Here is a 24,743-nt window from a genome sequence, read left to right as displayed (position 1 = left end):
CACAGTTGTGGCCAAGGGTTGCGCAACAGTGACTGTTACTGCATCCGTTCAATCCCGAAAGCCAGGCGCGGTCTTTTCCAGCATCCGCAATAGCGCCGCCCATGCCAATTGCAGTGCATCCGGGTCCGCCAGCTCCCCCTGCTTCACCCCCCTGCCCGGGTCATTGAATTGCCGCTCGGTATGCGCGCACACCGCCGGGGGCGGAAAAACCAGTTGCCCGGCACTCTGCGCCGCCAACTGGATCTCGCAGGCTTTCTCCAGGTAATACATGCGTAGAAAAGCTTCGACCACGCTGCGCCCGGTTGTCAGCAGGCCATGGTTGCGCAGGATCATCACCGGCTTGTCGCCCAGATCGGCCACCAGCCGTTGCTGCTCATCCATGTCCAGCGCAATACCCTCGTAAGCGTGGTAAGCCACCTTGCCGTAAAACTCCATAGACATCTGGTTCACCGGCAGCAGCCCACATTCCAGCGCCGCTACTGCACACCCGGCCCGGGTATGCGTGTGCAGCACGCACTGGGCATCCTCGCGGGCGGCATGAATGGCGCTATGAATGACGAAGCCGGCCGGGTTGACCGAGTGCGGCGTGGGTTCCACCAGCCTGCCCTGCAGGTCGATCTTCACCAGGCTGGAGGCCGTGATTTCATCGAACAGCAGGCCGTACGGGTTGATGAGAAAGTGATGCTCCGGCCCCGGCAGGCGCAGGGAAATGTGGGTGAAGATCAGGTCACTCATGCGAAAGTGCGCGATCAGCCGATAACAAGCCGCCAACTCCTGGCGCAAGTGCTGTTCCGTTGCGGTCATGGTCATTGCCCTGATTGATGAAATGGCACGAAACTACTTGGTCGCCCAGGCATTGAAGCGCTGTTCCAGCTCTTCGCCATGGTCAACCCAGAATTCCACATTCATCGCCAGCGCCCCTTGCAGGTTCTGTGGCGAAGTGGGCACCCAGTCGGCCAAGGCCGGGTCAAGCCTGGCAGCAGCCTGGGTATTGGTAGGCCCATACGGAATCTGCTGCACATAACGCACCTGGGTATCCGGTTGATTGGCATAGGCAATCAGCCGATTGGCCTGATCCACATGCCGCGAGCCTTTTATGATCGCCCAGTAATCCATGCCATACAGGCTACCGGGCCACACGACGGCCAGCGGGCTGCCCTGTTGTGCTGCCACGGCGATGCGGCCGCTGTAGGTGGAGGTCATCACCACATCGCCTGCAGTCAACCACTGCGCTGGCTGGGCGCCCGCGTCCCACCACTGGATGTAGGGCTTGAGTTCACTCAGTTTGGCGAAGGCACGTTCAACCCCGGCCGGAGTCGACAGTACTTGGTAGACATCTTCAACCTTGACCCCATCGGCCAGCAGGGCGAACTCCAGGTTGTACACCGCACGCTTGCGCAGGCCGCGCTTGCCCGGGTACTTGTTCACATCCCAGAAGTCGGCCCACGATGTCGGTGCCTGGGCCAGCTTGTTGCGGTCGTAAGCGATCGCCACGCTCCACACCAGCGCAGCCGAGCCGCAGTCCTGCGCTGCATCAGGGATCAGTTCGGCGGCATGGCCCAGGCGTTTCCAGTCAAGGTGCTCGTACACGCCCTCGTCACAGCCACGCATCAAGTCCGGCCCTTCGATCTGCACCACGTCCCAGTCGACGTTACCGGTGTCGGCCATCACCTGGATCCGCGCCATCTCGCCGTTGTATTCGCTCTGGATCAACTTGCTGCCGTCCTGCGCACTGAACGGCTTGAAGATCGCCTCGTCCTGAGCCTTCTGGCCAGCACCACCATAAGCGACCACGACCATCTCTGGCGCGGCCTGCGCACTGCCCAGGCCAAGGGCCAGCAGCGCCGTACAAAGGCCGCTCACACATGGGAATACCTGCATCGTAGTTTCCTCCTTCCGGTGCCGCGAAGGCCCGTTTTCTTGTTGTTGTGAGGTCACGCCCTCGCCGTGAGGGTGAACAAAACCTAGTCGCGCACCAGTAAAAAAACAAGTTGATTTTTTACTGGCGCTACACTTTCATAAACAAAACAAGAACAACACCGCACCGGAGCCGCCTGTATGCAGACCGCCTTCCCTCACCTGTTCGAACCCTTGCAGATCCGCGGCAAACGCCTGAAGAACCGCATCATGTCCACCGGCCACGATACCTGCCTGCCTACCGACAATCTGGTGAATGACAAACTGATCGCCTACCAGCGTGACCGCGCCGCCGGGGGCGTAGGCCTGATCGTGCTGCAAGTTGCCGGGGTGCATGACAGCGCCCGCTACACCTCGCATGTGCTGATGGCCACCGACGATGCCTGCATCGACGGCTACCGCCAGCTTGCCGAGGCCTGCCATGCGCACGGTACCGTGGTGCTCTCGCAGCTGTTTCACCCCGGGCGGGAGATCATGGAGTCGGCAGACGGCCTGTTGGCGGTGGCGTACTCGGCGTCTTCGGTGCCCAACGAACGCTTCCGCGTCATGCCGCGCGCGCTGGACCAGGCGATGATCGATGAAATCGTCCAGGGCTACGCCAGCGCCGCCCGTCGCCTGCACCAGGCCGGGCTGGATGGTGTCGAGGTGGTGGCCAGCCATGGCTATCTGCCCGCGCAGTTCCTCAACCCACGTGTGAACCTGCGCAGCGACGGCTACAACGGTGAACTGGAACAACGCCTGAGGTTCCTGCGTGAAGTGCTGGCCGCCGTGCGAGCCGCCACCGGCGAGCAGTTCATCATCGGCCTGCGCATCAGCGCCGACGAACGTGACAGCCAGGGCCTGAGCGAGGATGAGTCACTGGCCGCCGCAGTTGCCTTGCAGGGCCAACTCGACTACCTGCACATCGTCGCCGGCACTTCAGCATCACTGGGTGGCGCCCTGCATATCGTGCCGCCCATGGCCATCGAGCCCGCCTACCTGGCCCGCGAGGCCGCTACCTTCAAGCAACAGCTGGCTATCCCGCTGTTCGTGACCGGGCGCATCAACCAGCCCCAGGAAGCCGAACTGATTCTGGCCCGCGGCCAGGCGGATGTCTGCGGCATGACCCGAGCCTTGATCTGCGACCCGTTGATGCCGAACAAGACCGAACGCGGCCAGGTCGAAGATGTACGCGCCTGCATCGCGTGCAACCAGGCGTGCATCGGCCACTTCCACCGTGGCCTGGCCATCTCCTGCATCCAGCGCCCCGAAACCGGCCGAGAACTGCAATACGGGCAACTGACGCCCACGGCCAGCCCCAAGCGCATCCTCGTGGCCGGCGGCGGGCCAGCTGGCATGAAGGCCGCCGCCGTGGCCGCTGCCCGAGGGCACCAGGTAACACTGTACGAGGCCGGCCCCCAGCTCGGCGGCCAGGTGCTGCTGGCCCAGTTGCTACCGCGCCGCGCCGAGTTCGGTGGGGCCAGCACCAACCTGCAGCGGGAAATGGCCCTGGCCGGCGTGGAAGTCGTGCGCAACACCCGGGTCGACCGCACCTTGGTCGAGCGCGAGCGCCCCGACCTGGTCATTGCCGCCACCGGTGCCACCCCTTACTGGCCAGCGTTCGAACGCACCGGTGACTTGCAGGTGGTCGACGCCTGGCAGGTATTGCGCAATGAAGTGAAGCCGGGGCGCTCGGTGCTGGTCATCGACTGGCGCTGCGACTGGATCGGCCCAGGCATCGCCGAACGCCTGGTGCGCGAGGGGCATCACGTGCAGCTGGCGGTTAACGGTACCCATTGCGGCGAAAGCCTGCCGCTGTACGTGCGTGATCAACTGGCCGGCGAGTTGCATCGCCTGGGCATCCCCATCACCCCTTACGCGCGCCTGTATGGCAGCGACGACAACACGGTGTACTTGCAGCACACCGCCAGTGGCGAGCCGATGATCTTCGAGGGTATCGACACCCTGGTGCTGTGCCTGGGTCATCAGCCTGAAGACAGGCTGGCCAGCGAGCTGGCTGGCCTGGTGGAAGTGCGGCGCGTTGGCGACTGCCTGGCGCCGCGCACCGCCGAAGAAGCGATTCACGACGGCCTGACGGTTGCCTGGTCGCTCTGAGGCTGTACATACTGCGGCTTTTACGATGGACCGACGTGCATGAGCCAACTTCCCCAGCCCCCCGCCAGTGAAGCCGGGGGCGCAGCGCCGCAGTTCCTGGGCACCCGCATCCGCGGCCTGCGCAAGCGCCGTGGCATGACGCTGGCGGAGTTGGCTGCACACAGTGAACTGACTGCCGGTTATATCAGCCAGCTGGAGCGCAACCTTTCCTATCCGTCGATCCCCGCGTTGTTCAACATCGCCCGCAGCCTGGGCGTGACCATCCAGTGGTTCTTTGCCAGCGAAGCCACCACCGCCCCCGAAGACCAGGGTTACGTTGTCCGGCGCAACAGCCGCCTGAGCGTGCATTACGAAGATGGCATTGTCGATCAGTTGCTTACCCCGCAACCCAACCGCCAGCTGGAAATCCTGCACTCACGCTTCCCCCCGGGCACCTACAGCCAGCAAAGCTACAGCCATGAGGGTGAAGAAGCTGGCTACCTCCTCAGCGGCAGCTTCGAGCTTTGGGTGGGCGAGCGGCATTTCCAGCTGGGTGAAGGCGACAGTTTCAGCTTTTCCAGCCAGGAACCCCATCGCTATGGCAACCCCGGCGAAGTGGATGCCGTGGTGATCTGGGTGATCACGCCGCCAACATTTTGAAGCACTCCCGCAGGCCTTGGTAACACTGCTGACCCTCGATAGGGTCTACCTTGAGGCCGGCACGGCTGCGCAAAATCCTGGGTGAAGACGCCGCGTTACGCGTGGTAGTGGTCGACCGCGGCGCAAAAATCGGTGCCGCCTTGGGCGACGAGCTTGGCAACTACGCGGTGATGTCCTGCCAGCATGCGATTCCACTGGAGCGCAATGGGGCCGTGACAGGCCCCATCCTTGCCATCAGGCAGCAGCAAACAGCTCGTTGGCAATCTGAGCCTGGGCAGCGTCAATCGCCTGGCTACGGTGTTCCGGGCCATAGGCCAGGCCATGGGCGCGGACGATTTCCAGGTCGGTGACACCGATGAAGCCCAGGAATACTTTCAGGAAGTCCTCATGCCCCGCGCCCGTCGGCTGGCCAGCGTGCAGGCCACCGGCGGTGGAAACCAGCACCACCTTCTTGTCGCCACACAGGCCTTCCGGGCCAGCTTCGGTGTAGCGGAACGTTTTGCCGGCAACGGCCACGCGGTCTATCCAGGCCTTGAGTTGGGTCGGTACTGTGAAGTTGTACATCGGCGCGCCAATGACTACAGCATCAGCAGCCAGGAATTCTTCCAGGGTTTCAGCACTGAGCTTGGCTTCAAAAGCCTGGGCAGCATCGCGCATGTCTTCAGGGGTACCGGCAGCTACCAAGGTGGCGGCGGAAAAGTGGGCGATGGCGTCAGCGGCCAGGTCACGGTAAACCACTTCCACGCTTGGGTCGGCTGCTTTCCAGGCCTCGACCACTTCGCGGCTCAGCTGGCGGGAGGCGGAATTGTCGCCCAGGATGCTCGAATCGATGTGCAACAGTTTCATGGGACTCTCCTGTGATTGAAGACCGCGTCAGTGGGCGATCACGATGGGGAGAATCCTACCGGGGTGCGCAATGGCTGATAAGGAGGCAAAAATGCGTTAGTTTGTCCCACAGGTGGAACAGTGAGACAGGCCCATGCAAGACCTTAACGACCTTTTTTACTTCGCGCGCGTCGTCGAAGCCGGTGGATTCGCCGCAGCCGGGCGCCAGCTGGGCATCCCCAAGTCGCGCCTGTCGCGGCGCATCGCCGAACTGGAAGAACGCCTTGGCACGCGCCTGCTGCAACGCACCACGCGGCAGCTCAAGCTCACCGCAGTAGGTGAACGCTACCTGCATCATTGCCAGGCCATGCTGCTGGAAGCCGAAGCTGCCGATGAAGCCGTAGCCAGCATGAGCAGTGAACCGCGCGGGCGCTTGCGGGTGTCATGCCCGGTGGCGCTGGCACACGCGTTCCTGCCAGATGTGATCAGCCGTTTTCTTGAGCAGTACCCGCTGGTGCAACTGGACATGGTGCTGCTCAACCGCCGGGTCGACCTGATTTCCGAAGGCATCGACGTGGCGCTGCGCGTGCGTGACCTGGGCGATGAAGACCCGGCGCTGGTCACCCGCCGCCTTCGCCAGGCGCAAATGCAGCTGGTGGCTGCCCCCGGGTTCGCCGATCACATTCGCGAACCTGCAGAGTTGGCGTCGTTGCCCGTGCTGGGGGCCGCCGAAGCCGACCGCTTGGTACACTTCCGCCTGCTCGGTCCACAGGGCAAGCAGCAGGAAATTGCTTTGGAGCCGCGCCTGGCCATTGATGATTTCGTAGTACGTAATGCTGCTGTACGGGCCGGACTAGGGTTCACTGCGCTGCCCAGCATGTTCTGCGAAGAAGAACTGGAACGCGGCGAACTGGTGCGCCTGCTGCCAGACTGGTCGCTACCGGGTGGCTACCTGCAAGCGGTATACCCCCACCGGCGGGGTGTACTGCCTGCAGTTCGGGTATGGATCGATCACCTGGCGGCATCATTCGAGGCCTGTGGAGAACGGTATGTCTGAGGGGAAGATGAGCGAAGCCGAAGTGGCAGCGTTTTGCCTGAGCCTGCCGGGTGCCCGAGAAGACTACAAATGGGGTGGCATTCGGGTGTTTTCAGTAGCGGGCAACAAGATGTTCGCCGTGCTCGACCTGGCCGGTGCGGGTTTGTCGTTCAAGGTGGCCGATGAACTGTTTCTCGGCTACTGCGACCGCCCAGGGGTAAGACCTGCGCCCTATCTGGCGCGGGCAAAATGGATCAGCATGGCGCAGCCCTACTCCATGGGGCGTGATGAGCTGACAGATTTGCTGCAGCGCTCGCACCAGTTGGTGGTGCGCCGGCTGCCGAAGCGCTTGCAGGTAGGGTTGATGATGTGAACTACCTGTACCGGCCTCCTCGCGGGCTTACCCGCGAAGAGGCCGGTACAGGCAATAATCAATTGAAGGGCAGATAACGCCCCTCAAAAAACAGCCAGTCCGCCCAGAACACCTGGTGCACCAGCACAATCCCCCAGCACACCAGCTGGTACGAAACCTTGCGGGTCTTGTGCCGGAACACCTGCTGCGCCACCAGTGCCCCCGGCCAGCCACCCAACAGCTCACTGGCATGCAGCACTTTCTCGGGCGTACGCCAGGCCTGGGTACGCGCCTGTTGCTTATCCTGCCAATACAGCAACAGGCTGATCAGGCTCATGGCCGGGTACAGCGCCAGCGGCCACCAGGCCTGGTCGTTCCAGGCCATGCGCGCAGCGCCCAACCCGGGCAACAGGCACAATACCCCCAACAGCAGCAGTTTCAGGCGCACATTGCGTACGCCCTGCGCCCGTTGCCCGCGCAACACCTCAGCCATGAGCTGTCGACCAGTCAACCCAGCCGAACTGCCAGGTCGCCAGAATCAGCAGGCCGAACACAATGCGATACCAGGCAAACGCCGCGTAGCTGTGGTTGGCAATGAACTTGAGCAACGCGCGCACGGCGATCATGGCGAAGATGAACGACGTCACGAAGCCAATGGCAAACACCGGCAGGTCACTGGGCTGGAACAGGTCACGGTACTTGTAACCCGAATACACCGCTGCACCGACCATGGTCGGCATCGCCAGAAAGAACGAAAATTCGGTCGCGGCCTTGCGCGACAAGCCGAACAGCAGGCCGCCAATGATGGTCGAGCCCGAGCGGGAAGTGCCCGGAATCATTGCCAGGCACTGGATGAAGCCGATCTTCAGCGCATGGGTCCAGCGCATGTCGTCCACATGGTCCACCTGCACGCGGTGCTCGCGGCGCTCGGCCCAGAGCATGATGACGCCACCCACCACCAATGCCGCCGCCACGGTGATCGGGTTGAACAGGTACTCGTGAATCAGGTCGGCGAACAGCACGCCCAGAACGACCGCCGGCATGAACGCCAACAGCAGGTTGCCGGTGAAACGCCGCGCCTTGGGCTGGCTGGCCAGGCCAAACACCACTTCAAAAATTTTGCCACGAAACTCCCACACCACCGCCAGGATCGCTGCCAGCTGAATGATGATGTTGAATGCCATGGCCCGCTCACCGCCAAAACCTATCAGGTCGGCGACGATGATCTGGTGCCCGGTACTGGAGATCGGCAGAAACTCCGTCAGCCCTTCGACCACGCCTAAGATGATTGCCTGGAAGGCAGTCCAAAAATCCATCATTCCCCCGGATGGAGCGCCGCTTGCTGCGGGCCCCTTGTTCTTGATTTGCTTGAATTTGCCGCACGCGGCCCGGCTGTTTTACAGCGACTGTTGGGCGCAACGCCAGTAGAAAAGTTCACGCCCGCTAAAGGTTTCATCTTGCGCGGCCGAAATCCTAGCAGAGCGCCTTTGCAATCGCTTTACGCGACCTGCTGCAGACTATTTCAAAGATAGCACTTAGCCATTAGTCGGGTGGGGGCCTGTCGCAAAGCATGCTTGGATGCACCTCAATAAAAAGAACAATGCGGGAGCTCCTGGATGAACACGTTGAGATCGATGTCGATCAGCCGGCGCCTGTGGCTGATCCTTGTGGTGGCGGTGGCCATGTTGGTAGTGCTGGGCCTGCTCATGCTGCGCCAGATCCACGGTGACCTTTACCAGGCCAAAGCGGAAAAAACCCGCCATGTGGTGCAGACCGCCGCTGGCGTGCTGGCCTATTACCAAGGGCTGGAGGCCGCCGGCACGCTCAGCCGCGAAGCCGCCCAGCAACAGGCACTGCAGGTGGTACGTGCGTTGCGCTACGACCACGATGACTACTTCTGGATCAACGACCTGGGGCCAAAGATGATCATGCATCCGGCCAACCCCAAGCTCGATGGCCAGGACCTTTCTGCCATTCGCGACCCCGACGGCTTTGCCGTGTTCAACGAAATGGTCGCCTTGGCCCGCCAGCAGGATGCAGGGCCGGTCAACTACCGCTGGCCCAAACCCGGTGCCAGCGAGCCGGTGGCCAAGACTTCCTATATACAGCTGTTCAAACCCTGGGGCTGGATCATCGGTTCGGGCGTGTACGTCGATGACGTGCAGGCCGAATTCGCCCGCCAGTTGCGCGATGCCTCGCTGGTGGGTGTGGCTATTGCCTTGCTGATGGCACTGGTGGTCCTGCTGATTGCGCGAAGCATTGCCCGCCCCTTGCAGGAGGCTGTGCAGGCCATGGGCAATATCGCCAGCGGCGAAAGCGACCTGACGCGGCGCCTGGACACCCACGGCCGTGACGAAATCACCCACCTGGGCGAGCACTTCAACCGTTTCAACGGCAAGCTGCAGGGTGTGGTCGGCCAGCTGCAAGGGGCGGCCCACGCGCTGGCTCAGTCCGCCGGGCACGTCGGCGACAATGCAGGCGCCGCACAGCAGCACAGCGCCCAACAATCGCTACAGATGGACCAGGTAGCCACCGCCGTGAACGAGGTGACCTATGCCGTGCAGGACGTGGCCAAGACTGCCGAACAGGCCGCCGGGGAAATGCGCACCGCACAGCAGCAGGTAACCCATGGCCAGCAAGCGATTCATGGCAGCCTGGCGCAGATCGACCGGTTGTCGCTGACCATCGACCAGGCCGTGCAGGTGATTCGCGACCTGGCCGGCCACAGCACGCGCATCGGCGGTGTGCTCGATGTCATCCGCTCCATCGCCGAGCAGACCAACCTGCTGGCGCTCAATGCGGCCATCGAAGCGGCGCGGGCCGGGGAACAAGGCCGAGGCTTTGCCGTGGTCGCCGACGAAGTTCGCCTGCTGGCCCAGCGCACGGCACAATCGACGGCCGAGATCCATACCATGATCGAACACCTGCAAAGCCAGTCGGATGCAGCGGTCAAAGCCATCGACACCAGCAGTGAAGCCTCGCGCCAAACCGTCGAGCAGGCCCGCGAAGCCGGCGCCAGCCTGGACGCCATCAACCAGGCACTGACCAACCTGACCGTGCTGAATGCCTCCATTGCCAGCGCCACCTTGCAGCAGTCGCATGTGGTCGAGGAGATCAACCGCAATGTGCTGGATACCGCCGGGTTGTCCCAACAGACGGCTGATGCGGCACGTCAGTCCAGTGATGCCGGGGTGGCGTTGGGGCAATTGAGCGAGGAATTGGAACAGTTGCTGCGCCAGTTCCGGGTTTGACGCCGGCCTCTTTTGTGGGAGCGGGCATGCCCGCTCCCACAGAGAACCGATGCATCCCACCTACTGCGCCCTACACCTTCCCCAGCCGACCCGCTACAATCGCGCCCCTCCCCACAGCCGCCAAGGATCGCCGATGTCCGGCCTTGAACTCATCGCCGCCGTCCTCGGCGTCACCGCTGTCTGGCTCACGGTCAAACAAAACACCTGGTGCTGGCCAATCGGCCTGGTCATGGTGCTGATCTATGGCTGGCTGTTCTACGAGGTAAAGCTGTACTCGGGCATGCTGCTGCAACTGGCCTACGCCATCCTGCAACTGTACGGCTGGTGGCAATGGAAACGCCCCGGCCACACCGAAGATGCCCGCCAGGTATCGCGCCTGCAAGGCCCAGCGTTATTTGCCGGCCTGGCTGCCGGGGTACTGCTGAGCGCAGCCCTGGGCACGGCCATGGCCAACTGGACCGATGCCGCCCTGCCCTGGCTCGACGCCACCCTGACCGGTTTCAGCCTGGTGGCGCAACTGTGGATGGCCCAGAAGCGCCTGCAATGCTGGCCGCTGTGGGTGGCCGTAGACATCGTCTATGTAGGCCTGTACCTGCACCAGCAGCTGTACTTCACGGCAGGCTTCTTTGCCGTGCTCACCCTGATTGCCGTACGCGGCTGGCTGGAATGGCGCCGCGACCCGGCGTTGGCGCAAGCATGAGCACACAACACGCCATGAAGGTCCTGGTGCTGTGCGGCCCCGAATCCAGCGGCAAGAGCTGGCTCAGCGGTGTGATCCAGGCGCATTTCGGCGGTGTGGTGGTGGCCGAGTACGTGCGCCACTTCATCGACCAGGAGTGCCGCGATACCTGCTATGCCGATATCCCTGCCATCGCCCACGGCCAGCTGGCCTGGGAAGACCGGGCGCGCGAACAGGCACCACCGCTGCTGATCCTCGACACCCACCTGCTCAGCAACATGCTCTGGAGCCGCGCCTTGTTCAATGACTGCCCGGCCTGGCTGGAACAAGCCTTGCTTGAACGGCACTACGACCTGCACCTGCTGCTGAGCCCACAGGGGGTGGACTGGGTTGCCGATGGCCAGCGCAGCCAACCCGACATCAACGACCGCCAGCGTTTTTTCGACGACAGCCTGGCCTGGCTGAAACAGCATAATCAGGCGCACCAGATAGTTGAGGGCAATTGGCCGCAGCGCCAGTTGCTGGCCTTGCAAGCCGTTGCTACGCTACTTGATAGCGATGCGCCATCCTGCCCCGCCGAGTGTTAACCCACTGACACACTCTAGTGGGGCAAAGCCCCCGGAATTGCGGGCTTTTCCCCCGTTTCGGGGGCAGTGTCAACCCCATGAAACACCCCTGCAAAAACCCTTCCAATCAAGGCCACAGCTGGCTTGGCCAGCAATGCGCACGGCTGGCTGTTTCACCGCTGAGACAGAATGCGCCGCAGTTTGTCAGCCTTTCGCCCTAACTGTCTGATCTGAAAAAGATTCTCAAAAGCGGCACACCATCTGCTCTGTCCTTTGCATCGCTGAACAAGGCCAGCGCTCAAAGAAGGAGTTGCCGTCGTGAGGAAGAGTGACAAACGCCTCTATCACCTGTTGTTGGCGGGTTGTGTACTGGGGGCGATGAGCCTCACGGCCCACGCAGACAAAGGAATCATCATCATCAAGCGCGACGTACAGGTGCGCAACGCGACGATCCCGCCCTTGATCCCTGACCCGAGCCCGACCACTGTCAACGCCAACCCTTCTGCCCACGTGCTCAAGCAAACCAACGAACTGAGCGATGGCGATTTCGCCAGCATCAGCAGTGGCGCCGGCATCAGCAACATGATTACCCAGCAGACCAACAACCTGGGGGGCAACCTCGGCAACCAGAACCAATTGCCCAACCTGTCTGGCGGCCGTGGCACCGGGGGCGCGGGTAACGGCATCTCCAACATGGTCAACTCAAGTGTGCAACGCGGCCTCGCGCCGTTGCAGATTCTGACCGGCGGGGGCAAGTGACATGAAGCACATGCTGCTGATTCTGGCCACCCTGTGCAGTACGCCAGGCTTCGCCGATTCCCTGGTTCCCGTCATCAACAATGCCAACATCGACAGCTCGGGCAGCCGCTATCAGGGCAACCTCTCCGTCAACCAGGCCGCCGGTGACAAACAGCAACAGGCCAATGCGCGGGCCATCGCCGTCGGGCCTCAAGCGAATGCCAGCACGCAGATCCGGCAACGGCTGAACACACCCGCCGACCCGACGATGGATGCCCGCTCGACCATTCAAGGCAACGCGTTCAGCAACGGCAGTGGTGCGCTGGGCGTCAACCAGAGTGCCGGCGCCAATACCCAGCAAGCCAATGCCCTGAGCATAACCCTCAGTGCTCAACCGCAAAGCATCGACGACAGCGTCCTCATGCAACAGAACGTGACGCTGCTCAACAACTCCGGTCCAACTGACACCCCAACAGGCCATCGCCAGGTCACCACCAGTGACCAGGCCTTCACCGGTAGCCGCGGGGTGATCCAGTTGAACCAGAGTGCCGGGGTGGGAAACCGAATGGCCAACACCTTGAGCATCCGGGTCGCGGATTGACCCTTTCAGTTAAGAACGACACTTAACCAACATAGAGTACGGAGAATCACCATGAAACCCTCGATGGCAATCAAGCCTCTGGTGTTCGCAATTGCTGCGGTCATGGCTGTTGCTGTACAAGCTGGGCAGAACGATCGGCGCAATGACCACCACAACGGCCACCATAACAATGGTCATCACACGCCTCCTCCAACCAAAATCCCTGTGTATGCAACGGCCAATGCCTGGGATACCCAAACCAGCACCGATAACCGTATCAGCAATCAAGGCACCATCAACGAAGCCGAGATGAACCAGTCGGGCGAAGGCTCCAGTGGCAACGTCGGTATCAACGTGGCGGCCGGTAACGGCAACCAGCAGGATAACGCCGCAGCCATTGCCAACGCCGGCTCCGAGTCGAGCCTGGACAACAGCTTCGTGTTCGGCATGGCCAGTGCTACTGCCGATGTCGTGCAAACCAGCGACAACAACCGGGTCGACAACTATTCGACCCAGTCGTCTGCTGTGATGAGCGGCTCGGCCAGCGGGGCTGAGGGCAACATCGGCATCAACATCGCCGGTGGCGACCTCAACCAACAGAAAAACACCATGGCCATCGCCAACACCGGTGCGCCTCTGGGTAACGCCACTGCCACGGCTTCTGCCGAACAGGACGGGCCAGGCCTGGTCGTGAACAACAGTGCTGACCGCACTTACCGCGTCGACACGATCACCATCACCACCTCGGCCAGCGGTTCGAGCTCGCGTGATGGTACGTTCAACTCGACCGACGACCGCAGCTCCTCGTCGAGCTTCAGCGTGGCCGGCTCGCAAAGCGCCAGCTCCAGCGGCTCTAGCGGCTGGAACTCCAGCGGCTCGAAATCCAGCAACGCCAGTGGCTCCAGCAGCATGTCGGCAAGCGGTTCCAACGGCTGGAATGCCAGTGGCTCTGCCAGCGGCAGCAACAGCTCGTCGAGCAGCGCCAGCCTGAACGCTTCGCTGGATGCCGCAGCCAATGCTACGCGCACCTTCACCACTGATGATGGCCGCCGCGAACGCACCCGCTCCAGCACCTTCGATGGCTCGCTCAGTGCATCGTTGGACGTATCGGTCGACAAGTCGCACGAAAGTGCATACGACTCGTCGTTCGAGAAAGCCTTCGACTCCAGCTACGACAAGACGCGCGAATCGTCTTACGACAAGTCCAAAGACTCTTCGTACACCAAGTCTCACGACTCTTCGTACGAGAATGCTTCGGCCTCGGCGTTTGAAAAGTCTGGCGAGAAATCGAAACAATCCTCGAACGACGTTTCGAAGAGCTACAGCGAAAGCAGCGCTTACGACTTGAGCAATACTGTGTCCTTCCAAGTGCTGACCCCGACCGGCTGGGCCAACCCTGTTACCAATACTGCAACCCTTAGCGGTTCGGTCAACGGTGGCAGCGGCAACCTGGGCGTGAACGTGGCAGCCGGTGTGGGCAACCAGCAGAGCAACTCGCTGGCCATTTCCAACACCTCGTTCTAAACACTGCGCTTGAGGCCCCCTTCGGGGGGCCTTTCTTCAACACCCACCGGAAGGCATCCGATCATGCGCATTATTGCCTTGGCGTTTTTGCTGTGCCTGGCCAGCGTGAGCGAAGCCGCACAAATGCCGCTGTCCGTCCTGCCGGGCGGCGCCGTGGTGTTCAAACCCATCCAGAGCGTGCGTGAACGCAAGTTCGCCGACCTGGTGCAACAAAAAACCGACTTCAGTTGCGGCGCCGCCGCGCTGGCGACCATCCTGCGCCAGGCCTACTGGCTGGATGTGGACGAACATCAGATCATCGAGGGCATGCTGGCCCACGCCGACCAGAACCTGGTGCGCACGCAAGGCTTCTCGATGCTCGACATGAAACGCTACGTCGAAAGCCTGGGGATGCGTGCCCGCGGCTACCGGGTAGCACCCGACACCCTGCACAGTGTGCGCATCCCGGTCGTGGTGCTGATGGACGTGCGCGGCTACAAGCACTTCGTGGTCATGCAAAAGGTCGACAAAGGCTGGGTGTACATCGGTGACCCGGTGCTGGGCCACAAGCGCTACAAGATCGATGATTTCCTCAAGGGCTGGAACGGCATCATCTTCGCCGTGATCGGCCAAGGGTACGACAAGAACAATGTCCTGCTCGATCCGCCCCTGCCACTGACTGCCAAGGGCCGGGTGAACAACTTCACCCCAGTGAAGGACACCGAGCTGCTGGACTTCGGCTTCATCAAAAGCGACTTCTTCTAACGACTGTTCTAATGACAAGGAGCATGAGGCTCCAGGGAGCATTTCATGAAGACTTCATTGTGGCTGGCCATGGCCTGCCTGGCCGCCAGCCTGCCAAGCCACGCCGAGGCGCTGAAACCCATCGAACTCAAGGACCAGGAGCTGGCCAACCTGCGTGGCCGCTATGTGATGCCGGGGCGCATCGTGAGCTTCGGGATTGTCATGTCTAGCACCTGGCAAAATGCCAAAGGGGACGTGATCGGGGCGACATCCACGCTGCAAGTCCAGCAGTCGACCATCAAGCCCCAGTTCTATGTCTCGATGATCGACGAAAAAGGCACCGGTGCCGCGTCGAGCGGTGCCGCTTCTGCGGGCACGGGCGTGGTCACAGGTGGAAACGGGCTGACCACCACCGAGGGTGTCACCCAGGTAGTGCGTGCAGCTGGCGACAACAATACGGCCTACAACAACGTTGATATCAACGTCACCAAAGCCAACCAGGCCCCCGCTGTGCAGCAGCAAGGCCAGGTACTGGCCGCTGGCCAGACCCTGGTCGGTGAAAACGGCGCCGGCTCGCTCAGCGTGTCCTCGACCGGCGTGGGCGTGCAGCTCAACATCAATGCCAGCAACAACCAGGGCAGCAGCGTGCAGCGCCTCGCCCAGGGCGGCCTGATGCAGAATTCGACGCTGCTCGGCAATGGCAACCTGGTCAACAACGTCACTTCCCTGAATGTGGTCATGCGTGAAAGCGTGCCAACGGCCGCCTCGCTGAACGGTAGCCTCGACCAGCTCAAAGGTCTTCGCACCTTCGGATACTGATCTACGCTCAGTCTCATCAAAAGTAGTCGGAAGGGACGGCAAATCCATGCACCGATCTTTAACGCTCAACGCTTTTGTGTGTTTGACTACCCTGGCCCCGGCCACAATGCTCCATGCAGCTGCCGACCCTCAGGTCGAGGCCCTCAAACAGGAACTGATCGAGCTTAAACGCCGTTACGAAGCCCAGCAGCAAGCGCTGATGGTGCTGGAGCAGCGCGTGCGACAGGTCGAGGAAGCCCCGGCGGCGGCGCAACCCAAACGCCTGGTCAAATCCCCCGCTGAAGGGGTCAAGGGGGCACAAACTGTCGCATCCGGCGCGCCGGGCACCACCGGCAGCTCCTACGGCCAAGCACTCACCGCCGACTCGGAGCCGGCACAAAGTGTGTCCAACCTGTATGACGAAGCCAGCGGCTTCTTCGGTGGCGGCAAGTTCAGCTTCGAAACCGGCCTGACCTACACCCATTACGATACCCGTGCGCTCACGCTCAACGGTTTCCTGGCGCTGGACTCGATTTTCCTCGGCAGTATCAACCTGGACCGCATCAAGGCCGACAACTGGACCCTGGACATGACCGCGCGCTACAACCTGGCGCAGCGTTGGCAGTTCGATATCAACGTGCCCGTGGTGTACCGCGAGTCTACCTACTCGTCCGGCGGCGCGGGTGGCGCCGGGGCCAGCACCTCCGACGCCAGCGTGACCCGTGACCCGGAAATCGGCGACATCAACGTTGGCGTAGCGTACAAGTTCCTCGACGAGGACGAGACCTGGCCTGACGCTGTGGCCACCCTGCGTATCAAGGCACCGACCGGCAAAGACCCCTATGGTATCAAGCTCCGCGAGGTCGACGGCAACAGTAACCTGGCAGTACCGGAAAGCCTGCCGACCGGTAACGGTGTGTGGTCGATCACACCGGGCATCTCGCTGGTCAAGACCTTCGACCCGGCCGTGCTGTTTGGCAGCCTGTCCTACACCTACAACATGCAAGACTCGTTCAGCGACATAAGCCCACAGGTCAACAGCAAGGTGCCGGGAGACGTGAAGCTCGGCGACTCCTGGCAAATTGGTGGTGGCATTGCCTTCGCCTTGAACGAAAAAATGAGTATGTCGTTCTCGGTGTCAGACCAGTTCGCCCGCAAGAGCAAGATCAAACCGGATGGTGGTGACTGGCAATCGATCTCCAACAGTGACTACAACGCCGCCAACTTCAACATCGGCATGACCTTCGCCGCCACCAACAACCTGACCATTGTCCCCAACCTGTCCATTGGTCTGACCGATGATGCGCCAGACTTCTCCTTCAGCCTGAAATTCCCCTACTACTTCTGATACTTGCCTTCAGCCATGCCCGTGCAAGCGGGCATGGCTTTTGGTTACCAGCCTTGTAGCCAACCGCTTTCCACTTCCCGGCCTGTTATCATCCAGCACAGATGCATGACGATTTAATGGCAAAAGGGAAGTTTTTGTGAAGAACCTGTCCGACCACCCACGTACCCGGCTTGCCGCCTTGGCAGCCCTGGTGCTGGTGATCCCACTGGGTACGCGCGCCATGCTGGGTTGGTCCAACCCGCTCGGTTACCTGTCCGACCTCGCCCTCGGCAGCCTGCTGGTCTTGCTGCTGCACCGCCGGCCATGGTGGCTGGCCCTGCCCGTGCTGCTGGCCTGGGCAGCCCTGTGGGTGGCCTCGGCCGAACTCGTCAGCGCAGTGGGCCGGTTGCCCACCAGCGCCGACCTGACGTACCTCGTCGACCCGCAATTCATGGAGAACTCTACCGGCGGGGGCCTGGCCCATGCCTGGCTGCCTTGGGTAATGGGCGCAGGCCTGTTGGTCTGGCTGGCCTGCGCGTGGCGCAGCCGCACCCGGCGCAGCCAGCCGTTGCCGCGCAAGGCCTGGGCCGTTCCCGCGCTGCTGTTCGCTACCCACTGGGGCAGCCAGCAGCTGGTACCCAGCGACGCCGATCAATGGCGGCAATACAACCTCACCCACCAACTGATGTCTGCCGGGGTCGGCACCCTGGAGCGCAAGGTCGAGGGCTGGATGGGTCGCACGCAAACGTTCACGCCGCTGGCCAGCAGCGGCCTGACGCAATCAGACCTGCATGGCCAGCGCCTGCTGGTCGGGCCAGGCAGTGCTCGCAACCTGCTGGTCATCACGGTGGAAGGTATCCCCGGGGCCTACCTGCGGCCCAATCGCCAGGCCCTGCACAGCCGCTTCGACGAAGACCTGATGCCCAAGGTCAGCCAGTGGGCCGAGCGCGGCATGAACACCCCGGACTACGTGCTGCACACCCACCAGACCATCCGCGGCCTGTACGCGATGCTGTGTGGTGACTACGACAAACTGGCCAACGGCACGCCCAAGGGCGTCGAGCTGCTAACCCAGAACGAACGCAACCAGGCCTGCCTGCCGGCGCAACTGCGCCAGGCCGGCTTTACCACCCACTACCTGCAAGGTGCCGGCCTGCGCTTCATGGCCAAGGACCGCATCATGCCGCACATCGGCTTCGATTCGGTGCACGGCCTTGAGTGGTTCCGCAACAAGAACTACCTGGACTTCCCTTGGGGCAAGGATGACCGGGCCTTCTTCGAAGGCGCCCTGGACTACGTCGGCCAGCTGCAAAAGCAGGACAAACCCTGGATGCTGACCCTGCTCACCGTGGGCACGCACCAGCCGTATTCGGCACCCGCCGAGTACCTGGAACGCTATGACACGCCCAAGCAGGCTGCGGTGGCCTACCTGGACGATGCGCTCGGGGCGTTTCTCGATAACCTGGAACGCCAGGGCGTGCTCAAGGACACATTGGTGGTGGTGACCTCCGACGAGTCCCACGGCATCGACGGTGTGCGCCTGGCCTCGTCCTGGGGCTTCAACCTCACCCTGGCGCCGGAACAGGCGCAACTGCCCCACATCAAGCGCGGCACATACGGCCATATCGACCTGGCCACCTCCGTGCTCGACTACTTTGCACTGCCCATTCCAATAGCGCTTGGTGGTCGCTCGCTGTACCGCGACTACGATACCGGCCGCGAAATGATTTCCTACACCAATGGCATGCTGCGCTATCACAACGGCCAAGGCGTCTTCACCGAATGTGACTTCCAGCAGCGCTGTCGACGTTACGCCAGCGAGGGCTTCATTGCCGACCAGGCCCGCTATCTGGGCCCGGGCGACAGCCTGCTCGGCCAGCAGATCGGCGCCCTTGCCGGGGTGCTCGACCAGTCACTGCTGCAAACCCCGCTCAACCTGCGTTACCAGTTCGGCGGCCCTTCGCCGATCAAGCTGCGCAAGCGCATTCACGATGACTGGGCCGATAACCTGATCGGCGCCCAGTACCTTGAAATGCCGGAAGGCTCGCACACCCGCGTGCGGGTGAAGGTGCGCTCGCTGGACCCCAAGCGTGTCGCCTACATCCAGCTCAAGGCCAAGCAACTGGAGCAGGATGTGCCACTGGGCCTGCCTGCCGAGGTGAAGGTCACCGCCGACGAACCGCTGGAGATGGAGTTCAGCTTTGACAACCCGACCGAGCGCAAGGCGTTTTCCTTCCATTTGCTGGGGTATGGCGGCGGTAAGGTGGAAGTCAGTGACTTCAGCGTGATCACCGCGCTGCCCGGAGAGGATGACGCCGCAGATGAACTGACCGAGGGCCACATTGCCCATTCGGGCTGAGCGGATAACCACTCATCGCCCGGCTACCGGTGCCTGTCGAATCGGCAAACGCGTGCTCGACTAGTGTGTGAACCCCCAGCGTGGAGACAGCACCATGAGCACAAGCGAAAGCAGGCACCCGGTGGTTTCCCGTAGCCAGTGGCTGGCGGCACGCCGGCAACTGTGGCTGCACGAAAAGGCCTTTACCCACCACCGCGATGCGCTGTCCGCAGCCCGCCGCGCCCTACCCTGGGTCAAGGTCGAGCAAGGCTATCGCTTCCAGGGGCCGGACGGCGAACTGAGCCTGGCTGACCTGTTCGAAGGCCGCAGCCAGCTACTGCTTTATCACTTCATGTTCGCCGAAGGCTGGAGCGAAGGCTGCCCCGGCTGTTCGTTCCTGGCCGACCACTTTGACGGCGCCAACCTGCACCTGGCGCACCACGACGTGTCGCTGGTCGCGGTGTCACGGGCCCCCTATGCCGAATTTCAGGCGTTTCGCCGTCGCATGGGCTGGCAGTTCCCCTGGTACTCGTCACAGGGCAGTGGTTTCAACGAGGACTTTGGCGTCAGTGTGGGCTGCGAGGGGGAACGGCAGTACAACTATGAGCCGTATGACGGCAATGAAAGCGAGTTGCCTGGCCTGAGTGCGTTCTACCGTGAAGCGGACGGCAGCGTTTACCACACCTACTCGACCTATGCCCGTGGGTTGGACATTCTGGTCAATACCTACAATTTCCTGGACATTGCGCCACTGGGGCGCAATGAAGGCGGGACCATGGACTGGGTGCGGCACCACGACCGGTATCAGGGGCAGCCAGACAAGCCCCACTGCTGCCACACTTAAGCTCCAAGGCACCCCAGCGGGCGTGCCCGCGAACACCGGCAAAGCCGGTGCCAGGCACCAAGTCGCCTGCTTCGCGGGCACGCCCGCTCCCACAAGGGCCGCTTTTAGTCAGCCGCGAACCCCCAGCATCCCGCGCTCGACGATAAAGTCGATCACCGCCTGCAACCCCTCGCCCTTCTTCAGGTTGCTGAACGTCCACGGCCGCTGCGGGCGCATGCGCTGGGTGTCGCGCTCCATCACTTCCAGCGAAGCCCCCACATAGGGCGCCAGATCAGTCTTGTTGATCACCAGGAAGTCCGACTTGGTAATGCCCGGACCGCCCTTGCGTGGAATCTTCTCGCCCTCAGCCACGTCGATCACATAGATAGTCAGGTCGGCCAGCTCCGGGCTGAACGTGGCGCTGAGGTTGTCACCGCCGCTTTCCACGAAAATGACCTCAAGGTTACCGAACTTGCGCGCCAGCGCCTCAACGGCGGCCAGGTTCATCGAAGCGTCTTCGCGAATGGCCGTGTGCGGGCAACCGCCGGTTTCCACGCCCACGATGCGCTCCGGCTCCAGGGCGCCGGCTTCGGTGAGGATGCGCTGGTCTTCCTTGGTGTAGATGTCATTGGTAACCACAGCGATCTGGTAGTGATCGCGCATGGCCTTGCACAGCGCTTCCAGCAGTGCGGTCTTGCCAGAGCCGACCGGGCCGCCGACACCGACGCGCAGGGGTTGTTGATAGCTTTGCATGAAGGCAGTCCTCAGGAACGGAACAAACGGGTGTATTGGGTTTCGTGACGCGATGAGGCAATGGCCAGCAATGGCAGGCCGCCACCGAGCTGGTCATCGGCCAGCGCCAGGGCCTGCTCAAGTGCAGCGGGCAATTCGGTGCCCAGGTCGCGCAGCAAGGTCTGGGCCGCCTGCTGGCCGAACGGCACCAGCTTGACCCCGGCCATGACCGCGCCTTCCAGCCAGGCAAAGCCATGGCCCAGGGCCAGCTGACGCAGTGGAATGCCCCAGTGCGCAGCCAACCAGGCCATACCGCCCAACTGGGTCAATTCCAGGCTGGTGCGCCACGCCGGCGCCTGGCCCAGTTGCCAGCCATCCAGAAGCCGCGCCAAGGCCGCACCACGCTGCTGCTCTTCCAGGCGCAGCTCGGCGGTTTCGCGGTTGGCCAGCAAGAAGCGGCTCCAGTGGCCGAAGGCCTCGGCGTCCTCGGCCTGACAAGCGTGATACAGGCGCGCCAGCACCGGCCAGTCCAGGCAAGCCAAGGTGTCTTCGACCTGCTCGCGCTGCCAGGCTGCGAAGCCATCCACGCCCTTCACCCAGCCCGCCTCGACCGCCCACTCCAGGCCTTGCGAATACGTGAAACCGCCCACCGGCAGGCCGGGACTGGCCAGCTGCAACAGGCGCAGCAACGCCAGGTCGCTGTCCATCAACCGGCCAGCACCAGCGCGGCACCGGCCAGCAGGCCACCACCGAAGGCTTTCTGCAGGCCACTGTGCCGGCGCAGCAGGCACCCGACGGCAAAGCCCGCCGCCAACAGCAAGCCGCTGACCGTGACAAAGCCGGCGCTGAACTGCCAGAACGCGCTCGGCGTGGCTTCCACGCCATGGGCCCAGCCGTGGAACAGGGCAAACACCGGCATGGCCATGGCCAGCAGCAACTGCCGGCTTGGTAGCAGCACCGCCCCGGCGGCCACCAGCAGCGACCCGGCAATCAAGGTTTCCATGCCCAGCACGTCACCGAACAAGTGGCCACAGACTGCCCCGCCAAACATCGCCGCCAGGGTTGCCAGGGGCAGTGTCAGGCTGCGCCGGGTCAGTGCAGCGAGTACGCCAGTGCCCAACAGCATCAGCAGGTGGTCAAGGCCCGTCAGCGGGTGCAGCAGGCCATCGTGCAACGGATTGCTGTCATGCCCAGGGTGAGCGAAAGCCGGCAGCGCCAGCATCAGTAGAAACAGGGCGAACGTCTTTTTCATGGGTTGCTCCAGGGCAGTTCAGGAATGGGCAGGCAGGCGAACGAACGGGTGATCGTTGCCGTGGGCATGGCTGTGGCCATGCGGCGCGCTCTGATAGGCGCCCGCTTCGGGCTCGAACGGAGCCTGTTCGGCCTCCACCGTCAGGCCCAGACCACGCAGCATGTCGTCCAGCACATGGTCGTGCTGGAAACGCAGCAGGCCAGGCTCGATCTGCAGGGGCACGTGGCGGTTCCCCAGGTGATAGGCCGCACGGGCCAACAGGTGCGGGTCGGCACAGCGCACCGTCGACACCGTTTCGGGTGCCGCCAGCACGCGAATCAGCTGGCTGCCATCGGCATCGGCAAGCAACTCTCCCCCGCGTAGCAGGTGGCCGCGTTCGAGCATCAGGCCGGCTTCGCGGCCATCGTCCAGGGTCACACGCAGGCGGCTCTTGATACGGCTGTCCACATCCAGGGTGACGGTGCCGGTTTCGGTGAGCGTGCCGGGCTCGGTGATGCGGCGGGTCAAGACAATCATCGGTGCTCCTTCAAAACAGGAAATAACGCTGAGCCAGCGGCAACTCGCTGGCCGGCTCGCAGACCAGCAGCTCGCCATCGGCACGCACCTGGTAGGTTTGCGCATCGACCTCGATCAGCGGCTGCAAAGTGTTGTGGACCATGTCCGGCTTGCGCACCCGGCGGCAGCCGTTGACCACGCCTACCAGGCTGCGCAGGTTCAGCTCTTCTGCCAGGCCGCGGTCCATGGCCGCCTGGGGCAGGAAGGTCATGCGTGTGGCATGCCGCGCCGCGCCCAGGGCGCCGAACATGGGCCGGTAGTGCACCGGCTGCGGCGTGGGGATAGAGCCGTTGATATCGCCCATGGGTGCGGTGACGATCATTCCGCCCTTGATCACCAGCGCCGGCTTGACCGCGAAGAACGCCGGCGACCACAGCACCAGGTCGGCCAGCTTGCCCGCCTCCACCGACCCCACTTCGTGGCCGATGCCATGGGTGAGTGCCGGGTTGATGGTGTACTTGGCGATGTAGCGTTTGACCCGGAAGTTGTCGCTGTAGGCGGTGTCAGGTGCCAGAGGCCCGCGGCGCAGCTTCATCTGGTGCGCGACCTGCCAGGTACGCAGTACCACTTCCCCGACCCGGCCCATGGCCTGGGAGTCGGACGACGTCATGGCAAAGGCGCCCATGTCGTGGAGAATGTCCTCGGCCGCAATGGTTTCGCGGCGGATGCGTGATTCGGCAAAGGCCACGTCCTCGGCAATGCTTGGGTCCAGGTGGTGGCAGACCATCAGCATGTCCAGGTGCTCGTCAACGGTGTTGACCGTGTACGGCAAGGTCGGGTTGGTCGAGGAAGGCAACACGTTGGCCTGCCCCGCCGCGCGGATGATGTCTGGCGCATGGCCACCGCCGGCACCTTCGGTGTGGAAGGTATGGATGGTGCGGTCGCCGATGGCCGCCAAGGTGTCTTCGATGCAGCCGGATTCGTTGAGTGTGTCGGTGTGGATCGCCACCTGGATGTCCATTTCCTCGGCCACGCCCAGGCAACAGTCGATGGCTGCAGGCGTAGAGCCCCAGTCTTCATGCAGTTTCAGGCCGACAGCGCCCGCAGCGATCTGCTCACGCAGCGCTTCAGGCCGCGAGGCATTGCCCTTGCCCAGCAAACCGATGTTGATCGGCAGGCTGTCGGCGGCCTGCAGCATGCGCGCCAGGTACCAGGGGCCGGGCGTGCAGGTTGTGGCATTGGTGCCGGTGGCCGGCCCGGTGCCGCCGCCAATGAAGGTGGTGACGCCACTGTTCAGCGCCTCGTCCACCTGCTGCGGGCAGATGAAATGGATATGCGAGTCCACGCCGCCGGCGGTGACGATCTTGCCCTCGGCCGCGATCACTTCGGTACCTGGCCCGACCGGTACGTTCACGCCCGGCTGCACATCGGGGTTGCCGGCCTTGCCGATCACCGCGATACGCCCGTGCTTGATGCCGATGTCGGCCTTGACGATGCCCCAGTGGTCGATGATCAGCGCATTGGTCAGCACCAGGTCCATGGCTTCGGCGGCCAGCATCTGGCCCTGCCCCATGCCATCGCGGATCACCTTGCCGCCGCCGAACTTCACTTCTTCGCCATAGATCGTGAAGTCCTTCTCTACCTCAACCCACAGCGCCGTGTCGGCCAGCCGCACGCGGTCGCCCACCGTGGGGCCGAACATGTCGGCATAGGCCTGGCGGGAAATACGGCTCATACCCTGCCCTCCAGTGCACCCATCACCTTGCCCTGAAAGCCGTAGACCTCACGCTTGCCGGCGTAGGCCACCAATTGCACGGTGCGCGCCTGGCCTGGCTCGAAACGCACGGCAGTGCCGGCCGGAATGTCCAGACGAAAGCCCAGGGTGGGCGCTCTGTCGAACACCAACGCGTCGTTGACTTCGAAGAAGTGGTAATGCGAGCCGACCTGCACCGGCCGGTCACCGTGGTTGGCCACGCTGACGCTGACGGTTTCCCGGCCACTGTTCAGTTCGATGTCGCCAGCAGCGACCTGGATTTCACCTGGGATCATGCGGG

General features: G+C 62.8%; 26 protein-coding genes and 1 pseudogene. 16 read left to right on the top strand and 11 right to left on the bottom strand.

The window, feature by feature from the left end; translation table 11 throughout:
* Positions 1–48 precede the first annotated feature (48 nt).
* Together B9A31_RS20865 and B9A31_RS20860 are read right to left on the bottom strand one after the other, a co-directional pair.
* Positions 49–804, bottom strand: a complete 756-nt coding sequence (locus B9A31_RS20865) for a class II aldolase/adducin family protein (RefSeq protein WP_019099051.1) — start codon at positions 802–804, stop codon at positions 49–51.
* A 33-nt stretch (positions 805–837) separates the two neighbouring features.
* Positions 838–1,881, bottom strand: coding sequence for an ABC transporter substrate-binding protein (locus B9A31_RS20860; protein WP_025752990.1), 1,044 nt, complete (start codon positions 1,879–1,881; stop codon positions 838–840).
* A 177-nt stretch (positions 1,882–2,058) separates the two neighbouring features.
* Between B9A31_RS20860 and B9A31_RS20855 the strand changes: the two genes are divergently transcribed.
* The 3 genes and pseudogenes from B9A31_RS20855 to B9A31_RS27570 form a co-directional block, all read left to right on the top strand.
* On the top strand, positions 2,059–4,011 hold the full coding sequence (locus B9A31_RS20855; RefSeq protein ID WP_027609820.1) for an oxidoreductase: 1,953 nt from the start codon (positions 2,059–2,061) through the stop codon (positions 4,009–4,011).
* Between the two features lie 39 nt (positions 4,012–4,050).
* Positions 4,051–4,650, top strand: coding sequence for a helix-turn-helix domain-containing protein (locus tag B9A31_RS20850; RefSeq protein ID WP_019098582.1), 600 nt, complete (start codon positions 4,051–4,053; stop codon positions 4,648–4,650).
* Positions 4,651–4,694: 44 nt separating this feature from the next.
* A pseudogene (locus tag B9A31_RS27570) lies at positions 4,695–4,805 on the top strand (hypothetical protein); the annotation flags it as partial.
* A 79-nt stretch (positions 4,806–4,884) separates the two neighbouring features.
* Here the strand turns inward: B9A31_RS27570 and B9A31_RS20845 are convergent.
* Positions 4,885–5,496, bottom strand: a complete 612-nt coding sequence (locus B9A31_RS20845; RefSeq protein ID WP_019098581.1) for an FMN-dependent NADH-azoreductase — start codon at positions 5,494–5,496, stop codon at positions 4,885–4,887.
* A 133-nt stretch (positions 5,497–5,629) separates the two neighbouring features.
* Between B9A31_RS20845 and B9A31_RS20840 the strand changes: the two genes are divergently transcribed.
* Complete coding sequence (locus B9A31_RS20840; protein WP_019098580.1) at positions 5,630–6,532, top strand: LysR substrate-binding domain-containing protein; 903 nt, start codon at positions 5,630–5,632, stop codon at positions 6,530–6,532.
* Positions 6,525–6,884: an MmcQ/YjbR family DNA-binding protein gene (locus tag B9A31_RS20835; protein WP_019098579.1), complete on the top strand. Its 360-nt coding sequence runs from the start codon at positions 6,525–6,527 to the stop codon at positions 6,882–6,884. Before B9A31_RS20840 ends, B9A31_RS20835 begins: the two co-directional genes overlap by 8 nt.
* A 58-nt stretch (positions 6,885–6,942) precedes the next feature.
* Here the strand turns inward: B9A31_RS20835 and B9A31_RS20830 are convergent, their stop codons facing one another.
* Both B9A31_RS20830 and B9A31_RS20825 read right to left on the bottom strand, forming a co-directional pair.
* Positions 6,943–7,356, bottom strand: coding sequence for a DUF1294 domain-containing protein (locus B9A31_RS20830; RefSeq protein ID WP_019098578.1), 414 nt, complete (start codon positions 7,354–7,356; stop codon positions 6,943–6,945).
* A complete protein-coding gene (locus tag B9A31_RS20825) occupies positions 7,349–8,179 on the bottom strand; it encodes an undecaprenyl-diphosphate phosphatase (protein ID WP_025753007.1) in 831 nt (276 codons plus the stop codon). Before B9A31_RS20825 ends, B9A31_RS20830 begins: the two co-directional genes overlap by 8 nt.
* A 300-nt stretch (positions 8,180–8,479) precedes the next feature.
* On the opposite strand from B9A31_RS20825, the gene mcpP reads away from it, so the two are divergent.
* The 11 genes from mcpP (at position 8,480) to B9A31_RS20770 (ending at position 20,231) form a co-directional block, all read left to right on the top strand.
* Positions 8,480–10,114: a methyl-accepting chemotaxis protein McpP gene (gene mcpP, locus B9A31_RS20820; protein WP_019098576.1), complete on the top strand. Its 1,635-nt coding sequence runs from the start codon at positions 8,480–8,482 to the stop codon at positions 10,112–10,114.
* A 133-nt stretch (positions 10,115–10,247) separates the two neighbouring features.
* A complete protein-coding gene (gene pnuC, locus B9A31_RS20815) occupies positions 10,248–10,814 on the top strand; it encodes a nicotinamide riboside transporter PnuC (RefSeq protein WP_025753008.1) in 567 nt (188 codons plus the stop codon).
* Positions 10,811–11,380, top strand: a complete 570-nt coding sequence (locus tag B9A31_RS20810; RefSeq protein WP_019098574.1) for an AAA family ATPase — start codon at positions 10,811–10,813, stop codon at positions 11,378–11,380. The genes pnuC and B9A31_RS20810 overlap by 4 nt, the downstream gene beginning before the upstream one ends.
* A 297-nt stretch (positions 11,381–11,677) precedes the next feature.
* Entirely contained in the window at positions 11,678–12,118 is a 441-nt protein-coding gene (locus B9A31_RS20805) for a hypothetical protein (RefSeq protein WP_019098573.1), read from the top strand.
* A gap of 1 nt (position 12,119) precedes the next feature.
* Entirely contained in the window at positions 12,120–12,698 is a 579-nt protein-coding gene (locus B9A31_RS20800; protein WP_084297323.1) for an adhesin, read from the top strand.
* A gap of 51 nt (positions 12,699–12,749) precedes the next feature.
* Positions 12,750–14,201 carry a hypothetical protein gene (locus tag B9A31_RS20795; protein WP_019098571.1) on the top strand — a complete coding sequence of 484 codons (1,452 nt, stop codon included), beginning with the start codon at positions 12,750–12,752 and terminating at the stop codon, positions 14,199–14,201.
* A 63-nt stretch (positions 14,202–14,264) separates the two neighbouring features.
* Positions 14,265–14,945, top strand: coding sequence for a C39 family peptidase (locus tag B9A31_RS20790; RefSeq protein WP_016714146.1), 681 nt, complete (start codon positions 14,265–14,267; stop codon positions 14,943–14,945).
* Positions 14,946–14,990: 45 nt separating this feature from the next.
* Positions 14,991–15,743 carry a hypothetical protein gene (locus tag B9A31_RS20785; RefSeq protein WP_025753012.1) on the top strand — a complete coding sequence of 251 codons (753 nt, stop codon included), beginning with the start codon at positions 14,991–14,993 and terminating at the stop codon, positions 15,741–15,743.
* 46 nt (positions 15,744–15,789) lie between these two features.
* Positions 15,790–17,070 carry a hypothetical protein gene (locus B9A31_RS20780; protein WP_084297322.1) on the top strand — a complete coding sequence of 427 codons (1,281 nt, stop codon included), beginning with the start codon at positions 15,790–15,792 and terminating at the stop codon, positions 17,068–17,070.
* 136 nt (positions 17,071–17,206) lie between these two features.
* Entirely contained in the window at positions 17,207–19,408 is a 2,202-nt protein-coding gene (locus tag B9A31_RS20775) for an LTA synthase family protein (RefSeq protein WP_025753015.1), read from the top strand.
* Between the two features lie 94 nt (positions 19,409–19,502).
* The gene (locus B9A31_RS20770; RefSeq protein ID WP_019099109.1) at positions 19,503–20,231 is read left to right on the top strand and encodes a DUF899 domain-containing protein; all 729 of its coding nucleotides are present in this window, start codon (positions 19,503–19,505) and stop codon (positions 20,229–20,231) included.
* A 108-nt stretch (positions 20,232–20,339) separates the two neighbouring features.
* Here the strand turns inward: B9A31_RS20770 and ureG are convergent, their stop codons facing one another.
* Genes ureG through B9A31_RS20740 form a run of 6 tightly spaced genes read right to left on the bottom strand, consistent with a single transcriptional unit; the run spans position 20,340 to position 24,738 of the window.
* The gene (ureG, locus tag B9A31_RS20765) at positions 20,340–20,963 is read right to left on the bottom strand and encodes an urease accessory protein UreG (protein WP_010953755.1); all 624 of its coding nucleotides are present in this window, start codon (positions 20,961–20,963) and stop codon (positions 20,340–20,342) included.
* An 11-nt stretch (positions 20,964–20,974) separates the two neighbouring features.
* Entirely contained in the window at positions 20,975–21,649 is a 675-nt protein-coding gene (locus B9A31_RS20760; protein WP_025753023.1) for an urease accessory protein UreF, read from the bottom strand.
* Positions 21,649–22,194: a HupE/UreJ family protein gene (locus B9A31_RS20755; protein ID WP_084297321.1), complete on the bottom strand. Its 546-nt coding sequence runs from the start codon at positions 22,192–22,194 to the stop codon at positions 21,649–21,651. Before B9A31_RS20755 ends, B9A31_RS20760 begins: the two co-directional genes overlap by 1 nt.
* Positions 22,195–22,212: 18 nt before the next feature.
* Positions 22,213–22,710, bottom strand: coding sequence for an urease accessory protein UreE (gene ureE, locus B9A31_RS20750; protein ID WP_016714153.1), 498 nt, complete (start codon positions 22,708–22,710; stop codon positions 22,213–22,215).
* Positions 22,711–22,720: 10 nt separating this feature from the next.
* On the bottom strand, positions 22,721–24,424 hold the full coding sequence (gene ureC, locus B9A31_RS20745; RefSeq protein WP_019099105.1) for an urease subunit alpha: 1,704 nt from the start codon (positions 24,422–24,424) through the stop codon (positions 22,721–22,723).
* Positions 24,421–24,738 (bottom strand): urease subunit beta, encoded by a 318-nt coding sequence (locus B9A31_RS20740; RefSeq protein ID WP_016714155.1) that lies wholly within the window; start codon positions 24,736–24,738, stop codon positions 24,421–24,423. Before B9A31_RS20740 ends, ureC begins: the two co-directional genes overlap by 4 nt.
* Positions 24,739–24,743 lie beyond the last annotated feature (5 nt).

The sequence above is a fragment of the Pseudomonas sp. URIL14HWK12:I5 genome (assembly GCF_900176445.1).
Lineage (GTDB): Bacteria > Pseudomonadota > Gammaproteobacteria > Pseudomonadales > Pseudomonadaceae > Aquipseudomonas > Aquipseudomonas monteilii.
This window is presented reverse-complemented; position numbering and strand designations above follow the sequence as displayed.

Bases quoted from the DNA above. Each gene is read 5' to 3' on its own strand.
- B9A31_RS20865 (WP_019099051.1), bottom strand. From the start codon at position 804: ATGACCGCAACGGAACAGCACTTGCGCCAGGAGTTGGCGGCTTGTTAT.
- B9A31_RS20860 (WP_025752990.1), bottom strand. From the start codon at position 1,881: ATGCAGGTATTCCCATGTGTGAGCGGCCTTTGTACGGCGCTGCTGGCC.
- B9A31_RS20855 (WP_027609820.1), top strand. From the start codon at position 2,059: ATGCAGACCGCCTTCCCTCACCTGTTCGAACCCTTGCAGATCCGCGGC.
- B9A31_RS20850 (WP_019098582.1), top strand. From the start codon at position 4,051: ATGAGCCAACTTCCCCAGCCCCCCGCCAGTGAAGCCGGGGGCGCAGCG.
- B9A31_RS20845 (WP_019098581.1), bottom strand. From the start codon at position 5,496: ATGAAACTGTTGCACATCGATTCGAGCATCCTGGGCGACAATTCCGCC.
- B9A31_RS20840 (WP_019098580.1), top strand. From the start codon at position 5,630: ATGCAAGACCTTAACGACCTTTTTTACTTCGCGCGCGTCGTCGAAGCC.
- B9A31_RS20835 (WP_019098579.1), top strand. From the start codon at position 6,525: ATGTCTGAGGGGAAGATGAGCGAAGCCGAAGTGGCAGCGTTTTGCCTG.
- B9A31_RS20830 (WP_019098578.1), bottom strand. From the start codon at position 7,356: ATGGCTGAGGTGTTGCGCGGGCAACGGGCGCAGGGCGTACGCAATGTG.
- B9A31_RS20825 (WP_025753007.1), bottom strand. From the start codon at position 8,179: ATGGATTTTTGGACTGCCTTCCAGGCAATCATCTTAGGCGTGGTCGAA.
- mcpP (WP_019098576.1), top strand. From the start codon at position 8,480: ATGAACACGTTGAGATCGATGTCGATCAGCCGGCGCCTGTGGCTGATC.
- pnuC (WP_025753008.1), top strand. From the start codon at position 10,248: ATGTCCGGCCTTGAACTCATCGCCGCCGTCCTCGGCGTCACCGCTGTC.
- B9A31_RS20810 (WP_019098574.1), top strand. From the start codon at position 10,811: ATGAGCACACAACACGCCATGAAGGTCCTGGTGCTGTGCGGCCCCGAA.
- B9A31_RS20800 (WP_084297323.1), top strand. From the start codon at position 12,120: ATGAAGCACATGCTGCTGATTCTGGCCACCCTGTGCAGTACGCCAGGC.
- B9A31_RS20795 (WP_019098571.1), top strand. From the start codon at position 12,750: ATGAAACCCTCGATGGCAATCAAGCCTCTGGTGTTCGCAATTGCTGCG.
- B9A31_RS20790 (WP_016714146.1), top strand. From the start codon at position 14,265: ATGCGCATTATTGCCTTGGCGTTTTTGCTGTGCCTGGCCAGCGTGAGC.
- B9A31_RS20785 (WP_025753012.1), top strand. From the start codon at position 14,991: ATGAAGACTTCATTGTGGCTGGCCATGGCCTGCCTGGCCGCCAGCCTG.
- B9A31_RS20780 (WP_084297322.1), top strand. From the start codon at position 15,790: ATGCACCGATCTTTAACGCTCAACGCTTTTGTGTGTTTGACTACCCTG.
- B9A31_RS20770 (WP_019099109.1), top strand. From the start codon at position 19,503: ATGAGCACAAGCGAAAGCAGGCACCCGGTGGTTTCCCGTAGCCAGTGG.
- ureG (WP_010953755.1), bottom strand. From the start codon at position 20,963: ATGCAAAGCTATCAACAACCCCTGCGCGTCGGTGTCGGCGGCCCGGTC.
- B9A31_RS20760 (WP_025753023.1), bottom strand. From the start codon at position 21,649: ATGGACAGCGACCTGGCGTTGCTGCGCCTGTTGCAGCTGGCCAGTCCC.
- B9A31_RS20755 (WP_084297321.1), bottom strand. From the start codon at position 22,194: ATGAAAAAGACGTTCGCCCTGTTTCTACTGATGCTGGCGCTGCCGGCT.
- ureE (WP_016714153.1), bottom strand. From the start codon at position 22,710: ATGATTGTCTTGACCCGCCGCATCACCGAGCCCGGCACGCTCACCGAA.
- ureC (WP_019099105.1), bottom strand. From the start codon at position 24,424: ATGAGCCGTATTTCCCGCCAGGCCTATGCCGACATGTTCGGCCCCACG.
- B9A31_RS20740 (WP_016714155.1), bottom strand. From the start codon at position 24,738: ATGATCCCAGGTGAAATCCAGGTCGCTGCTGGCGACATCGAACTGAAC.